Source organism: Acidithiobacillus albertensis (assembly GCF_001931655.1).
In the GTDB taxonomy this organism is placed as follows: domain Bacteria; phylum Pseudomonadota; class Gammaproteobacteria; order Acidithiobacillales; family Acidithiobacillaceae; genus Acidithiobacillus; species Acidithiobacillus thiooxidans.
Map to the genome: position 1 here is coordinate 2,625,590 of NZ_MOAD01000001.1, position 14,762 is coordinate 2,640,351.

Here is a 14,762-nt window from a genome sequence, read left to right on the forward strand (position 1 = left end):
AAAACACCATGAAATTGTTACGGTAACGGTTATTTAACAGCCCCCCCCCCCCAGATTGACAAACCAATTTTCTGTCAATTTATAAGCCAGTAAACACAAGGGTCCCACATGGGAAAATCCTGGGAAAATGGCGCGTTGCCCAAGACATGCCCAAGCCAGATGGGCACTAGCATGTAGCTTATGTACAGAGGGCTATGATGGTTATAGCAGGGTGGCGTGTAAGCACCATCTCCAGGACCACATTCGCCGGAATCGCTTCCATCAAAAGATACAGCCGTAGATTAGATGTAGTCGAACCAGTTATCGCTAATCGTTTGATTTATATGGTGCCCAGGGACGGAATCGAACCGCCGACACGAGGATTTTCAGTCCTCTGCTCTACCGACTGAGCTACCTGGGCCAAGAGCGCGTATTTAAGCGGGCTCACGCCCGGAAGTCAAGGCCAGGGCGCGACGATATAAAAGACGGTGGGCCATTCCGCTTTGCGCTTCAGCAATTCGCACCGCCTGGGTCAGTGGCAACTCCTCGAGCAAAGGGGCGAGCCAGCGATCCGCTTCCTGTTCACCCGGGTCTTGTTCAGGCGCCCCGCCGAGTATCAAAGTCATTTCGCCACGCACCTTATCGGGGTGCTGAGACAGTTGCTCCAGCAGCCCGCCCAGAGAATCCCGGATACATTCCTCATAGATTTTGGTCAGCTCCCGGCAAAGCGCTGCAGGTCGATTCAGACCCCAAAGTTCCGCCATGTCCGTTATTGTTGCCACAATGCGATGGGGGGCCTCATAAAAAATCATGGTTCGTGATTCCGACTGCAACACCGCAAGACGCGCCCGACGGGCGCCCGCTTTGGCGGGTAAGAATCCTTCAAAACTGAAGCGATCACTGGGCAAGCCAGACAAAGACAACGCGGCCACAGCGGCATTGGGCCCGGGGATAATGGTGACCGGTAACTGCTGTTCGCGCAGCAACGCCAGTAATGGAAAACCAGGATCGGAAATTAACGGCATCCCGGCATCAGAAAGCAGGGCAATCTGCTCACCGGCGGCTATGCGCTGGGCAATTTGCGGGGCCAGTGCCCGCTCGTTATGTTCGTGCAGGGCCATAGTTTTGGGCTGTACACCAAGATGCTGGAACAAGCGCTGGGCATGACGGCGATCTTCCACCAGGATCAGGCTGGCACCCGCAATGGCCTGCCCGGCCCGTGGCGAAAGATCCTCCAGATTGCCGATGGGGGTGGCGATAATCGTCAACAGCCCGGAATGCATTTCAGTCATTGAACCACTGCTCCATTCTCCATACACTCTGCTCATGAAACTGCCGACCAGTTTATTCCATTTGCCACGTTTGACCGCCACCCTGGCTGTCGCCGCCGCCTTGAGCGCCTGCGCGAGTATGCCACATAAGCCGGCGCCCGTGCTCAGTACCGCTCCGGCTCCTGTAGCCACTGCGGCAAACGCTCCTGAAGCGGCAAGTGCCCGGCAAGCAGATGCGTTACTCGCAGAGGGGCATGACCTGGAAGCCGCCAAAGACTACATCAAGGCGGCGGCGGCCGTTCAGGGCAAGACACAACTCCAGTATTTGCTGAAGGCTGCCCAAGCCTCCCTGCAGGGCAACAGGGCTCCAGTAGCGGTACTCCTCGCCAATGAAGTCCTGCGCCTGGAACATGACGATAACGGTTTACGGGGACAAGCCTTGTGGGTACGCGCCCAGGGATTGATGGATCAGGGACAGACACCCAGAGCCAAAGGCAATCTCGAAGAATTACTGACCATCGCCAGCACACCGCAGGAGGTGCGGGCCGAGGCCATGGGAACCCTGGCCACTTTATACACGCAAGAGGGGCATGAACTGACCGCCCTGAATTTTCTGATAGAACGGGACAGCCTGCTCAGCGGCGCAGCCATCCACAAAAACCATCAGCGTATTCATGCTCTTCTGGACTCTGTTTCCTCGGCGCGCATTCAAAACTGGCAGGGACGCAGTGGTAATCCTTTGGTACAGGAATGGCTCGCCATTGCCCTGATCAGTCGCCATAATCCTGATCCGGATCAACGCAAAGCCGCTATCAATGCCTGGATGGCCGCGCATCCTGGCCACCCGCCCATCAATTTTACCAGCCATGACGAACTGAACGTCGCCGATACTACCAGCAGTCAGGAGGGCAGTATTTGTGCACTGCTTCCCTCCACCGGTAGTTATGCGGGACTTTCCCAGGCCCTCAGTGCCGGCATGGAAACGGCGGCACAGCTGACCTCCGGGCCGGCCGTCAAGCTGCTGCAAAGTACCGGGAATCCCAGTTATACCGCCGTACTCTTTGAGCGCGGAGTCAAGGAAGGTTGCCAGATATTTGTCGGGCCATTGTTACCGCAGGACATCAATGCCGTGGCCAGTGTACGCAAACCTTCAGATCCTCCGGTTATTGCTCTGGGTTCCGATGCCGGGGTACAACAACCGGGGTTATATACTTTCAGTCTGAGTCGGGATGTTGCGGCGCGTCAGATTGCCAATCAGGGCTATGCAGCAGGCTATCGACGGGTCTACGTGTTGTATCCGCAGGATTCCAGTGGCGCTGCCATTCAGGCCGATTTTATTGATACCTGGAAAAAACTGGGTGGCAGTGTCGCAGGAGTCGCCACCTATCTACCTGGTCATTCTCTGAATGGTCAGGCGCAGCAACTGCTCAGCGGGACCAGCTCAACGCATGATTTTGTTTTCCTGGTCGCAGACAGCAAAAATGCCAACGCTGCAGTCTCTGCTATTCGTTCCATCAACAGTCATATCCCGATTTTCAGTCCGGCGCTTTTACATGGGGCCACCCTCCCGAGCAATGCGCAAAATCTCTCCGGAATCGAGTCCGTGGATATGCCCTGGGTTATTCAACCGGCTACGACCAAGCCACAGGCCGCTGCACTCCTCCACACGAGCCTGCCCAATGCCAGTGATGCGCAGTGGCGGATGGCCGCTTTTGGTCTGGATGCCTACCAGCTTGCCGATAAAATCCTCGCCAAACAATTTAGCCAGCCTCTCAAAGGCGCCACCGGAACCTTACATTTTGGTAAAGAGGGCCGCATCGTGCGTGACATGGAATGGATGGAAGTAGAGAATGGCGCTATTGTGCCTTTACCAGCCATTCCCAAACCCGGCAGCTAAATTAACGCATGCCTTCGCCGCGCCAAAATTTCGGTCAGCAAGGTGAGGATCGCGCTTTAGCTTTGCTGCTGAGGGCCGGACTAAAATTGCTGTTGCGCAATTTTCGTTGCCGTTCCGGGGAAATCGACCTGATCGTACTCGATAATGAGGCGCTGGTGTTCGTGGAAGTGCGCCAGCGCACCCATAATCGGCAAGGGTCTGCCGCCGCCAGCGTCAACCATCGGAAGCAGCAGCGTTTGATTCGCGCTGCCGAATATTTTTTATTGCGTAATCCCCGGCATGGTCTGCGTCCTTGCCGGTTTGACGTGATTGCCATTGACGGTGACGCAGCGCCGGAGTGGATTCGCGATGCTTTCAGAGTGCCCAGCCCATGACCATGCCTAACCGGATAAATACCGCCTTGCGCGCCAGCATCGCCACCAAGGAACATGCTGCACAGAGTCTCGCCGCACCTTTCGCCGACGCCAGTGCAAGACTGATAGCCACACTGCAGAACGGCGGCCAGGTTTTATGTTGCGGCAACGGTGGTTCATCGGGAGATGCCCAGCATCTGGCCTCCGAACTGGTCAACCGCTTTGAAAGTAATCGCATGGCCCTTCCCGCCGTTGCCCTCAGCACGGATAGCAGCGTCTTGACCGCCATTGCCAATGATTCTGCCTACCCGCAGGTATTCGCCCGTCAGGTGGAGGCCCTGGGCCGACCCGGCGATTGTCTGGTAGCTTTCAGTACCTCCGGCAATTCCGAAAACGTCCTGCAGGCCATCCGTACGGCCCGGGCTCGGGGCATGTGGACCTTGGCCATGACCGGCAAGGATGGCGGACAACTTGCCGGCCTGCTGGGGGCGGCGGATATTGAACTGCGCGTCCCCGAAACCAGTACAGCGCGCATCCAGGAAGTCCATCTGGTCATCATTCATGCCCTTTGCAGCGATGTGGACGCAGCCTTTGCCGAAAATCCAATTCCGCCCCATAGCGTCGCGTCATTTTCCGGACGGATTCTGCACGACCGGGAGCTGCTCAGGCAGGCCTGCAATTATCGTCGTCCACTGGTGTTCACCAATGGGGTTTTTGATGTCCTGCATCGTGGTCATGTCCAATATCTCGCCGAAGCCCGCGCGGAAGGCGCCTGTCTGGTTGTCGCCGTGAACAGTGATGCCTCCGTGCGTCGACTCGGCAAGGGTGCTGATCGCCCGATCAATCCGGAAGACGATCGGATGGCGGTACTCGCGGCCCTGCAGTCCGTGGATTTCGTCACCACTTTTGATGAAGACACCCCCTTGCAACTCATCGAAAAACTGCAGCCTGACGTCCTGATCAAGGGCGGCGACTGGCCGGTGGAACGCATCGTCGGTACCCGCGAGGTCCAGGCGCGCGGCGGTCGCGTGCTCAGCATTCCTTTCCGGCACGAACGCAGCACCTCCGCCCTCTTACAGAAAATCCGGAATTCCCGACCATGAGCATCGCCGTCATTCTTCCGGCACTGCGTGCAGCTCTCGACACCGAGAGAGTTCGGGATGACAGCGATACCCTGTCCATTTACAGCCGTGATGACACCCCGGGAAGCTGTCTCCCAGCCCTGGTGCTTTTTCCCCGGAGTCATGAAGAAGTGCAGGCTATTGTCCACATCGCCCGTCGCCATCATTTACCGCTGATCCCCAGAGGGGCCGGGTCGGGCAATGTCGGCGGCGCGCAACCGGTACCCGGCAGCGCCGTCATCAGTTTTGAGTGCATGCAGGAAGTTTGTGATTACAGCCCGGCAGACCGGACCATCACGGTAGAAGCAGGCATGATTACCGCCGCCATCAATGACCATGTTGTTCAGGACGGGCTTTTTTATCCTCCTGATCCGGGCAGCAGTCCCTATTGCCGGATTGGTGGTAATCTCGCCATGAATGCCGGGGGGCCGCATGCTGTCAAATACGGGGTGACCCGGGATTATGTGCTCGGTTTGCGCGCCGTCACCGGCTGCGGGGAAACCCTCTGCTGTGGAGTGCGTACCAGCAAAGGCGTGGTCGGTTATGATCTGACCCGTTTACTGGTGGGGAGTGAAGGTACGCTGGCGTTGATTACCGAAGTCACCCTGCGCCTGCTGCCCCTGCCCATGGCCAAAGCCACGCTTCGCGCGGCCTATGCCAATACCGCCAGCGCCTGCGCGGCGGTCCAGCGGGTCATGGCACAAAGACATACACCCAGCGCCCTGGAACTCATGGATCCTCATGCCCTGGCGGCCGTACGCAGTATGGGCGCCGCAACAGACCTGCCCGCTGCCAGTCAGGCGCTGTTGATGGTCGAAGTCGACGGCGAAAGCGAAACCATCCCCGCCCAGTTGGAAGCCGTGCGCCAGGCCCTTGCTGGAGACGGTAATCTGGAAATCCTGGAGGCCACAGATGCCCAGGCCACGGCAGCACTCTGGGCGGCGCGCAAATCCCTGTCTCCAGCCACCAAAGCCATGGCCCCTCTGAAAATCAACGAAGATGTGGTCGTCCCGGTCAGTCGTCTGCGCGATTTACTGGAAGCCATTGAAGCCATTGCCCAAGAACAATCCCTGCACATTGTCAGCTTTGGCCATGCCGGGAACGGCAATCTTCATGTCAATTTTCTGGTGCACCCCGAAAACCATGAGGAAATGCGCCATGCCCGTCAGGGTCTGCAAAAACTCTTTCAGACGGTCCTCCGCCTGGGCGGCACGCTTTCCGGCGAGCACGGCATCGGCTCTACCAAACGGGAATTTTTACCGCTGGAACTCAGCCCCGAAAATCTCAGTATTCAGCGTGCCATCAAAAAACTGTTTGATCCAGAGAGCATTTTGAATCCTGGCAAATTACTCCCCGAAGGATAAATGTATGAGTAGTATTCTTCACGCCATTCAACCCGTGCGCCATATTGCCCTGAAAAACTGGGACGAAACCTTCGACATGGATCTGGTAGATAATAATCCCGCCCACCGCCTGCTCCGCGACGGAGATGCCTGGGTAGCCATGTTTCGTTCCGGGGTGCTTTGTTTTTTTGGGGCAGGACCGGCCCTGCAGGCGCGGATTATTGCCAGCGTCCAGGCTCAGTTCACCGCCATCAGCAATCCGAAAGTCGAAGAATTATTCATCAAAACCGGTGAGCGGGATGCCGTCGGCCGGGATGGCGTAACCCTCAAGCATCTGGATGAAGAGCGCATCCTCCTGGTGGCTTTGCGCCTGGCCCAAAGCCTCGCCCTCGAACTCCACGAGGAAGCCGTCGAAACTCTTCTGGAAACCACCTTGAACTTACTCTCCGAGGTCACCCGTACCGGTCGTCTTCCCGGACGCCGGGGTAGTCATCTGCGTTTTCTGGCCTCCACCTCCGCGACCCGCACCGAAATCCTGTCGCGTCTTGCGGTGCTGGATAATCCGGACATTGTCTGGGAAACGCCAGGGCTGGAAATACTCTCCCGGGAGCTTTCCGCCGATCTGGAACTCACCAGCCGTTTCCGCGCCCTGGATGAAAAACTTGATGCGATTCACGAAGGACTTGAAATTATGATTGTTGCTAGTCGCCATAATCGTGAGACTGTTCTGGAATGGATCATCATCATCCTGATTACGGCGGAAGCGCTGATCATGCTTCTGGGCAAATGAACATGTCAGAGGCTTTACCGGAAACCATCGAACCGCCTTACGCCGAAGAAGACGCGTTTGTCGCCCATAATACCCGCCTGGCCCGGGCTTATGATCCGGCCCGCCTGCTGCTGGTGGGTCCTGCCTGGGTAGGCGACATGGTCATGGCGCAAGTATTATTGCAGGTCATGCGCCGGCGCTGGCCCAAGCTGCAGATTGATGTCCTTGCCCCGCTGGCCAGCCTGCCAGTTGCCTTGCGCATAGCAGAAGTGCGGCGCGGCATTCCTCTGGATATTCCCCACGGCAAACTGGGCTGGAAAGAACGCCGCCGTATCGCCGAAACCCTCCAGAAAGAAGATTATGACTGGTCTATCTGTTTGCCCAACAGCCTGAAATCCGCACTGGTTCCTTACTGGGCCCAGATTCCCAACCGCAGCGGCTTTGGCAGCAATGCCCGAAAAATGCTGCTCAATGACCGCCACCACCTGGATAAAAAACGCCTGCCACGGACAGTAGATCGTTTTGTGGCCCTGGGGTTACCACGACGTTTGCCGCAACCCAAGCATTTACCCGCACCGCGTCTGATGGTGGATCATGCTGCACTTGCCGTCACGCTGCAACGTCTGAATATCCAAAATCCCGGTGCAGGACTGGTGGCACTCGCACCCGGGGCAGAATATGGCCCGGCCAAACGCTGGCCTGTACGCCATTGGATCAGTCTGGCCCGGCAACTGACTCAGGCAGGACGACCGGTGTGGCTTTTCGGCAGTCCGAAAGACACCGAAATCACCCAGGCCATCGCGCAAGCTGTCCCGACAGTGCTTGATCTGGGTGGGCGTACCAGCCTCACAGAAGTCATCGACCTGCTCTCTCTGGCAGAAATCACCGTCAGTAATGACTCGGGTCTGATGCATATTGCCGGGGCCGTCGGCAGCCGGGTCATAGCCCTCTATGGATCAACCCCCCTGCAAATGACTCCGCCCTTATCACCCGGCGCCGTGGCCCTGCGTCTGGGACTTTCCTGCAGCCCCTGCGGCAAAAGAGAATGCCCTCTCAAGCACCACCGCTGCATGGAAGATCTGCTTCCCGAACAGGTTCTCCAGCAGCTCTCCTCTCGATAATCCGAAATACCCGGAATAAAAAAGCCCCGCAGAGCGGGGCGAGGAGAGGAGGAGCAATGCCATGAGCATTGCAGAGGTAAAATCGTTACATGTTCAGGCGATACCTTGACCGTTAGTTGACGGTTTTTTCCACCTGAATGGTCGAATTGATTTCCACCCGCTGGTTGGCAAAACGACCCTGCGGCGTTGCATTGCTGGCGACCGGATCATTATAGGAATGGCCCTTCAGCACCATCCGCGAACGGGACACACCGTGCGCTTCCAGATACCGAGCAACACTGTCAGCGCGCTGTTCTGACAAACGCTGGTTGTAGGCGTAGCTGCCTACCTTACTGCAGTAACCATTGACATCCAGTACCGCGCTGCTGTGCTTTTGGGCAAAATCCGCCACTTGATCCAGAACCTGGATGTCATGACTCATAAGCTTGGCAGAATTCAGCTTGAAGTTGATACCCGTGATGGTAATGGGTTTGCTCTGCAGAACCGTACGCTGCACTGGTGCAATGGGGGCCGGAACAGGAACGGGCGCAGGAGCCGGGGCCGGCACAGGTGCCGCTACCGGTGCCTTGTTGGCAGGACAGCCCTGAAAGGGGGCTTCCGCACAACCCGCCGCCGCCATCACCATTACCGCGAGTAATATATGTTTTTTGGCAATCATCATTGTTCTCCCTGAGGTTCGCAGTATGCGTCAGCTTAGAATGCGTAGGTCAACATCACGCGGTTGTAGATGAAGTAGCCGGTCGAAAGATCACCATGGGCCACTTCCACCCGGTCACGAATGGACAAACCCTTGAGGAAGCCCTTGGGGAAGTAAGTCAGATCACCATAGATATCGTTGGCATAACCTGCCGCCTGGAGATGGTACTGGGCGTAAGCCGTCTGGAACAAAAAGCTGTTGTTAAGAAAATGCTGGCTCAGGCCAATTTTAAAGCCATGACCGGGACCCATTTCCACCAGACCACGAATCATGGAAGTGGTATAGAGGGGATCTGTCGCATAACCGACGGTATAGGGCGAAACAATGGCACCACCACCGATGGCTCCAGGATGATATTCGATTTCGTTGTAAGCGGCTGTCAGTGCCCCTTTGCCGAAAATAGCGTTATCCAGGTTATATTTGACACCACCTTTTATACCCCAGGCAGTGCTGTTGACGCCGTTGCCCTGGAAACCATCTACTTTACCTGCTCCGTAGGCACCATTAAGACGACTATTGGCATCCCACTCGCGTACCACCTGACCGCCCAGGAATGGATCCAGCCCCATGCCAGTTTTCAGGGTATAGCTGGCATCACCGTAAAACATATTGGTAAAATTATAGAAGTTGTAATACCAGGCCTGAGCGTTGATACCGTACCTCTTGTAACTTGTACCAAACGCCAAAATACCATTAGAAGCTGGCGTAGTTGCGGGCAGGTCAGCGGCGCCACCATAAATGGGGTCACCGTCGAAACCGGTGTTGTAATACAGGTTATCGCGGTAATAGTCACCGGAGGTGCGACTCTTCCAGCGGAACATCCGCATGCCGTAAATATTCCAGCCGCAGTAAGGGGTCACCTGCGCAAAAATACCCTGATAGGTAGCCGGAATCATGCGGGAATCAGAACCGTTGACAAAAGGCGTGTTCACTTCCTGGTTACCGGCACGAATCATCACCACATCGGGAATGGCATATTGCAGATAAGCCTGACCCAAGGCATTGATGGAATCGGCCTTGCCCATCAAGGTCACATCAGGATTAACGCGATTGGCGCCCAGACTGTTGGCTGTATAAAAACCTACGTCAGCACTGAAACCCGCCGCAGAAGGCGTATGCACGTTAATGTAGCCACCCAGCGAGAAGGCGCTGAGATTTGTGGCATTCTTTCCAAAAAAGCGATCAAAGTAGTAAGAACGAATCTGTCCATCTACCTTGCTGTGCATAAAAAAGTCAGCCAGGGTATTTCCTGTGGAACTGCTGTCGGCATGAGCGACGGCAGCAAATCCGCTCAGGGCAGCAAACAGTGCAACAGCAACGCGGTTTTTCTTCAACATGTGACCTCCTCGATTTAGGGTTCTTTGCAACACTGTGGGCATAATAACGAGGCTATGTGACAAGATGATGACAGTTTTATGAACCTTTTGTGACGTTATTTCCATATAAATATAACGATTATGACAGAAACAGGTTGAAAGAGGAATCCATCATTCTAAAAACGGCGGTGGGCCTGGGGCTTTGTAGCGACTTTGGCCCGCTCCGACTGCCGTTTCGAGGATTAAAGCATGTTGCAGGACGCGATGATCGTGGGACAATGCATTCTGGAAACCTCCTGATTCGAGTCTGCCATGCCCATTGAAATCCGCCACCTGCGCACCATCGAAGCTGTCGCCCAGTTTGGAAGTCTGGCTGCCGCAGCCCAGCGCCTGCATCTGACCCAGTCCGCCCTGTCCCATCAGCTCCGGGGTCTGGAAGCGGAATTTGGTGTCAATATTCTGGACCGCGAACGGGGCAGCCAACTACGCCTCAGCCCTGCCGGCGAAGAATTGCTGGCGGCGGCGCGGGAAGTTCTGCCCCGCGTGCGGCAGTTGCAGGAAGAACTTAAACGCCGGGCACTGGGCAACAGTGGACGTCTGCGTATTGCCGTGGAATGTCATACCTGCTTTGACTGGCTGACCCCGGCCATGGATCGTTTCCGGGAAAACTGGCCGGACGTCGAGATGGACCTGGTGTCCGGTTTTCAACAGGACCCTCTGCCCCTCCTGCAAAGTCATCAGGCTGATCTGACCGTACTGACTGCTCCTGATGCCATGGCTGCGGACATTGTCCTGCATCCCCTGTTTGCCTACGAAGTGGTCGCTCTGGTCAATCCTCGCCACACCCTGGCCAGCAAGCCTTATCTGGAGCCCGCCGATTTTCTGGAGGAAACCCTCATCACCTATCCGGTAGAAGACCGACGTCTGGATTTATTCCGGGAGTTTCTGCAACCCGCTGGTATCCAGCCCTGGCGCCGGCGTCACGCCGAACTGACGGTCATCATCCTGCAACTGGTCGCCTCCGGTCAGGGTATTGCCGCCCTCCCTTCCTGGGCGGTGGGGAGCTACGGTGAAAAGGGTTATGTGCGCGCCCTGCCACTGGGTTCCCAAGGTCTTTGGCAGACTTTGCAGGCAGCCACCACGGCTGAGCAGTCGGAACAAGAGCACATGCGCGCCTTTCTGGATGAAATCCGAGCCAGTGTGGCTGCAAATCTACTTGGAGTAAAAGATATTCAGGGCGTATGATCTGAGCTAATTCCCTGTCTGACAGAGGTCGTCCCCGTGCACATTGATTCCGAACAAAGCGTGATTGTCGATTCCGATCTCATCCGGCGTTACGATCAGGCGGGGCCGCGCTATACCTCTTATCCGACAGCGCCGCACTTTCACACCGATTTTGACGAGACCGACCTGATCAGCGCGCTACAGACGTCCAACCATCAAGCTCGGCCACTGTCCCTGTATTTTCATATTCCCTTTTGTGAACACCTCTGTTTTTATTGCGCCTGCACCAAGGTAGTCACCCGCCATCACGAATGGGGCGGCCCTTATGTCGCGCGCCTGGAAAAAGAAATGGCGTTGTATCTCAAGCATCTGGATGCCAGCCGTCCGGTAGAACAGCTGCATTTTGGCGGTGGCACCCCCACCTTTTTGCGTCAGAATGACCTGACCACTCTGCTGAACAGTATTCATCGGCATTTTCAGCTCCTCCCCGATGATCAGGGAGAATATGGTATTGAAATTGATCCCCGCGCTCTGGAACCGGGCACCCTCAAGCGCCTCCGGGAATTCGGATTTAACCGCATCAGTATTGGCGTGCAGGATCTGGATGTTGCCGTGCAAAAAGCCGTACATCGGGAACAAAGTCTGGAACTGTTAGCTGAAGTGATGGCTGAGGCAAGGTCCCTGGGTTTTCGCTCCATCAGTCTGGATTTGATTTATGGCTTGCCGTTACAAACTCCGGAAAGTTTTGCCCGCACCCTGGAAGCAGTGATTACCCTCCGCCCCAATCGATTATCGGTATTCAATTACGCCCATCTCCCCGAACGCTTTCCGGCACAGCGGCGCATCCTGGAAACGGATATTCCCTCTCCCGAAAACAAGCTGCGCATTCTCACGGAAAGTATCTCAACACTGCAGCAAGCCGGGTATGTGTATATCGGCATGGATCATTTCGCCTTACCAGAAGACGAACTGACCCTGGCCCAAAGGGAAGGAAGCCTCTATCGTAATTTCCAGGGCTATTCCACCCATGCGGGCAGTGACCTGCTCGCCTTCGGCATGAGTGCCATTGCCATGGTCGGCCCCAATTACAGCCAGAATATCAAAGACCTGGATACCTGGGGAGAGCGGCTGGATCATGGTCATCTTCCCGTGGAAAAGGGCATACGCCTGAATGAGGAAGACCTGCTGCGCCGGCATATCATCAACCGGCTGACCTGCGATTTTCGCCTGGATTTTGCGGCACTACAGCAGCAATACGGCATCCATTTCAGAACCCATTTTAACGATTGCCTGCCCGCCCTGAAGCAACTGGAAGAGGACGGACTGATTCAGATGGATGCAGAAAAGTTGCAGGTAACGCCCCAAGGCCGTCTCCTGATCCGTCATGTCTGTATGGTTTTTGATGCGTACCTGCCACAAAAGTCGGTCCGTTACTCTCGGGTGATCTGAAGCCAGCGTTCCGGATCAAAGCCCAACACGCCCTGATCACCGCTGATGAGAATGGGGCGACGGATCAGACTGGGATGCGCCATCATCAAGGCAAAAGCCGTGTCTGCATCCTGGCTGTCACGTGCGGCTTCGGGCAAACGCCGCCAGGTCGTGCCCTTGCGATTAATCAGGGCTTCCCAGCCACACAGCGTCGCCCAATGCTGCAGGTCTGTCAGGGCCACTCCGGCTTTTTTGTAATCATGAAAATCGTAAGGCAAGCCTTGCGCGTTCAACCAGGCAAAAGCTTTTTTCATCATATCGCAATTGCGAATACCGTAAATGCTTATCGTCATATTTTTTCTCTCTTTTTCAGAATCAACACCTTGAAACTTTCACCCATTTCCTGAGGCAGGGTCAGGCGTTTAATTTCATTATTCAATGCAAAAAGGGCTGCGACCTCCTGCCCGGCGGCCATCTCCGCATAAACGTCAGCGAGACCATGCTCCACCAGAAAACGGGCGAGATTTCCATAAAAATCCACTTCCAGACCGAGCCTTGGCGCAGCACGTAACAGTGCGCTGAAATTCACATGGGCCGTCAGATCGCATAATCCCGGCCAATAAAACGGGTCATCCAGCCAGTGTTGGCGATAATAGGCGCGCAAACTGCCCGTCTGACGTTGAGGATGATAATACTCGCCCGCCTCATGGCCGTAATCAATCAGGATCAACGCCCCGGACTGCAGGGAATCCGCCACTTCCCGCATCCAGGCGGTGGCCAGAGGGTGTAATTCAGTACGGTAATGTTCAGGCCACTGCGCCATCAGCGGCAGCAGACCGGGGTCGAGTGCCCCAATGCCATAAGGCTCCGGCATCCAGGCCCATTCCAGCCCTTCTCCATTCCAGCGCACCGCGCGTTCCCGCAACACATCCCGATCATCTGTTTCGACGACCACTACCGGCATGGCATCCAGCACCTCATTGGCCAGCATGACGCCGCGCCAGTGCGCGGGTAACTGTTGCACATGATTGACTGAGGGAAGCATTGCCCGTTGCTGTGCCTGCAGATCGGGGCTGAGTTCCAGCACCGTGTAAGGAATCATCGGCAGGCATTGCTGAATTTGTTGCGCCAGAAAGCCACGGCCTGCCCCAAATTCAAGGATACCGTCACTGCGCGCATCCGTTTGTAGCAACGGGGCCAGCACCCGTGCCAACACCCTGCCCAGCAGCGAACCCATCTCCGGAGCGGTCATAAAATCGCCGTCGGCACCCAGGCGGTTTTGCCCCGCCATGTAATATCCCAAGCTGGGGGTATACAGCGCCATCTCCATGTAGCGGCGAAAGGAAATGACACCCCCTGCCGCCTGAATTTCAGCACGAATCCGCTCCAACAAAAGCGCCGAATGCGCTTGCGCAGCAGCATCCGGAACCGGCAGGCTGGCCTTGCGCCCTCCCTGGGAATGGGTTAAAAAATCGGGACGCTCTGCGCGCATGGAATCCTCTTGAAATCTACCGAAAAAGTTGTTCTGATCACTGGCGCCGCCCGCAGGGTGGGGGCCGCCATCGCCCGGCAACTGGCCGCCGAAGGCTGCCAGCTGGTCCTGCATTATAGGCGATCCCGCAGTGATGCCGAAGCCCTGGCCGCCGAACTGCGCCATCAATACCGTACAGAGTGTCTGCTGATCGCCGGGGATCTGGCCGCCGTGGATTTCCCCGCCCAGCTCATTGCTGCCAGCATGGCGCATTTCGGCCGCCTGGATGGTCTCGTCAATAACGCCTCCATTTATCAGTCCAGCCCTTTTGCGCACATCACGCCTGAGGACTGGCAGCGAATGGAGGCCATTCATTTGCGTGCGCCCCTGTTCCTGACCCAGGCAGCAGCCCCCCATTTACGCCGCAGTCACGGAGCCGTAGTCAACATCGGTGACATTCATGGCGAGATTCCCCTGCGATCTTATTTGCCTTACAGCGTCACTAAAGCGGGTCTGCTGGCGCTGACCCGCTCCCTGGCCAAAGAACTGGGTCCGGATATTCGCGTCAACAGTGTTTCTCCCGGCGTAGTGCTCTGGGCAGAAAACCAGGACCCTCCGGATGGAGATAAACAGGCACTGCTGGAGCGCAACGCCCTGAAGCGGGTAGGGAATCCCCAGGATATCGCCTCGGCGGTGGCTTATCTGCTTTTTGACGCCCAATATACCACCGGCCATAACCTCGTCGTCGATGGCGGGCGCATGTTATATTGAT

General features: G+C 56.3%; 14 protein-coding genes and 1 tRNA gene. 9 read left to right on the forward strand and 6 right to left on the reverse strand.

What is annotated here, in order from left to right; all coding sequences use genetic code 11:
- Positions 1-324: 324 nt before the first annotated feature.
- Together BLW97_RS13500 and rsmI are read right to left on the reverse strand one after the other, a co-directional pair.
- A tRNA-Phe gene (locus tag BLW97_RS13500) sits at positions 325-400 on the reverse strand.
- A gap of 13 nt (positions 401-413) precedes the next feature.
- Positions 414-1,442 carry a 16S rRNA (cytidine(1402)-2'-O)-methyltransferase gene (gene rsmI / locus BLW97_RS13505; protein WP_242947812.1) on the reverse strand — a complete coding sequence of 343 codons (1,029 nt, stop codon included), beginning with the start codon at positions 1,440-1,442 and terminating at the stop codon, positions 414-416.
- Between rsmI and BLW97_RS13510 the strand changes: the two genes are divergently transcribed.
- The 6 genes from BLW97_RS13510 to waaF are packed head-to-tail and all read left to right on the forward strand — an operon-like array spanning position 1,411 to position 7,854.
- Positions 1,411-3,147: a penicillin-binding protein activator gene (locus BLW97_RS13510; RefSeq protein WP_207650601.1), complete on the forward strand. Its 1,737-nt coding sequence runs from the start codon at positions 1,411-1,413 to the stop codon at positions 3,145-3,147. The genes rsmI and BLW97_RS13510 overlap by 32 nt on opposite strands.
- Before the next feature lie 8 nt (positions 3,148-3,155).
- Positions 3,156-3,521, forward strand: a complete 366-nt coding sequence (locus BLW97_RS13515; protein ID WP_024893315.1) for a YraN family protein — start codon at positions 3,156-3,158, stop codon at positions 3,519-3,521.
- Complete coding sequence (rfaE2, locus tag BLW97_RS20570) at positions 3,518-4,603, forward strand: D-glycero-beta-D-manno-heptose 1-phosphate adenylyltransferase (RefSeq protein WP_075323430.1); 1,086 nt, start codon at positions 3,518-3,520, stop codon at positions 4,601-4,603. The genes BLW97_RS13515 and rfaE2 overlap by 4 nt, the downstream gene beginning before the upstream one ends.
- The gene (locus BLW97_RS13525; RefSeq protein WP_075323431.1) at positions 4,600-5,985 is read left to right on the forward strand and encodes an FAD-binding oxidoreductase; all 1,386 of its coding nucleotides are present in this window, start codon (positions 4,600-4,602) and stop codon (positions 5,983-5,985) included. The genes rfaE2 and BLW97_RS13525 overlap by 4 nt, the downstream gene beginning before the upstream one ends.
- Positions 5,986-5,989: 4 nt before the next feature.
- On the forward strand, positions 5,990-6,754 hold the full coding sequence (locus BLW97_RS13530; RefSeq protein ID WP_031571531.1) for an RMD1 family protein: 765 nt from the start codon (positions 5,990-5,992) through the stop codon (positions 6,752-6,754).
- 2 nt (positions 6,755-6,756) lie between these two features.
- Positions 6,757-7,854 carry a lipopolysaccharide heptosyltransferase II gene (gene waaF / locus BLW97_RS13535; RefSeq protein WP_242947813.1) on the forward strand — a complete coding sequence of 366 codons (1,098 nt, stop codon included), beginning with the start codon at positions 6,757-6,759 and terminating at the stop codon, positions 7,852-7,854.
- 112 nt (positions 7,855-7,966) lie between these two features.
- Here waaF and BLW97_RS13540 read toward each other — a convergent pair whose 3' ends face one another.
- A complete protein-coding gene (locus BLW97_RS13540) occupies positions 7,967-8,512 on the reverse strand; it encodes an OmpA family protein (protein WP_075323432.1) in 546 nt (181 codons plus the stop codon).
- Positions 8,513-8,547: 35 nt separating this feature from the next.
- A complete protein-coding gene (locus tag BLW97_RS13545) occupies positions 8,548-9,888 on the reverse strand; it encodes an OprD family outer membrane porin (protein ID WP_031571524.1) in 1,341 nt (446 codons plus the stop codon).
- Positions 9,889-10,179: 291 nt separating this feature from the next.
- Between BLW97_RS13545 and BLW97_RS13550 the strand changes: the two genes are divergently transcribed.
- Positions 10,180-11,112, forward strand: coding sequence for a LysR family transcriptional regulator (locus BLW97_RS13550; protein WP_031571521.1), 933 nt, complete (start codon positions 10,180-10,182; stop codon positions 11,110-11,112).
- 36 nt (positions 11,113-11,148) lie between these two features.
- Complete coding sequence (gene hemN / locus BLW97_RS13555; protein ID WP_207650602.1) at positions 11,149-12,540, forward strand: oxygen-independent coproporphyrinogen III oxidase; 1,392 nt, start codon at positions 11,149-11,151, stop codon at positions 12,538-12,540.
- Here the strand turns inward: hemN and BLW97_RS13560 are convergent.
- Both BLW97_RS13560 and BLW97_RS13565 read right to left on the reverse strand, forming a co-directional pair.
- A complete protein-coding gene (locus BLW97_RS13560) occupies positions 12,522-12,872 on the reverse strand; it encodes an arsenate reductase (protein WP_075323433.1) in 351 nt (116 codons plus the stop codon). The two genes, hemN and BLW97_RS13560, sit on opposite strands and share 19 nt — an antisense overlap.
- A complete protein-coding gene (locus tag BLW97_RS13565) occupies positions 12,869-14,011 on the reverse strand; it encodes a class I SAM-dependent methyltransferase (RefSeq protein WP_075323434.1) in 1,143 nt (380 codons plus the stop codon). The genes BLW97_RS13560 and BLW97_RS13565 overlap by 4 nt, the downstream gene beginning before the upstream one ends.
- 9 nt (positions 14,012-14,020) lie before the next feature.
- On the opposite strand from BLW97_RS13565, the gene BLW97_RS13570 reads away from it, so the two are divergent.
- Positions 14,021-14,761: a pteridine reductase gene (locus BLW97_RS13570; protein WP_075323435.1), complete on the forward strand. Its 741-nt coding sequence runs from the start codon at positions 14,021-14,023 to the stop codon at positions 14,759-14,761.
- Position 14,762 lies beyond the last annotated feature (1 nt).

Excerpts from the sequence above, each read along its gene's own strand:
- BLW97_RS13515 (WP_024893315.1), top strand. The coding sequence starts at position 3,156 with ATGCCTTCGCCGCGCCAAAATTTCGGTCAGCAAGGTGAGGATCGCGCT.
- rfaE2 (WP_075323430.1), top strand. The coding sequence starts at position 3,518 with ATGACCATGCCTAACCGGATAAATACCGCCTTGCGCGCCAGCATCGCC.
- BLW97_RS13525 (WP_075323431.1), top strand. The coding sequence starts at position 4,600 with ATGAGCATCGCCGTCATTCTTCCGGCACTGCGTGCAGCTCTCGACACC.
- BLW97_RS13530 (WP_031571531.1), top strand. The coding sequence starts at position 5,990 with ATGAGTAGTATTCTTCACGCCATTCAACCCGTGCGCCATATTGCCCTG.
- waaF (WP_242947813.1), top strand. The coding sequence starts at position 6,757 with ATGTCAGAGGCTTTACCGGAAACCATCGAACCGCCTTACGCCGAAGAA.
- BLW97_RS13540 (WP_075323432.1), bottom strand. The coding sequence starts at position 8,512 with ATGATTGCCAAAAAACATATATTACTCGCGGTAATGGTGATGGCGGCG.
- BLW97_RS13545 (WP_031571524.1), bottom strand. The coding sequence starts at position 9,888 with ATGTTGAAGAAAAACCGCGTTGCTGTTGCACTGTTTGCTGCCCTGAGC.
- BLW97_RS13550 (WP_031571521.1), top strand. The coding sequence starts at position 10,180 with ATGCCCATTGAAATCCGCCACCTGCGCACCATCGAAGCTGTCGCCCAG.
- BLW97_RS13560 (WP_075323433.1), bottom strand. The coding sequence starts at position 12,872 with ATGACGATAAGCATTTACGGTATTCGCAATTGCGATATGATGAAAAAA.
- BLW97_RS13565 (WP_075323434.1), bottom strand. The coding sequence starts at position 14,011 with ATGCGCGCAGAGCGTCCCGATTTTTTAACCCATTCCCAGGGAGGGCGC.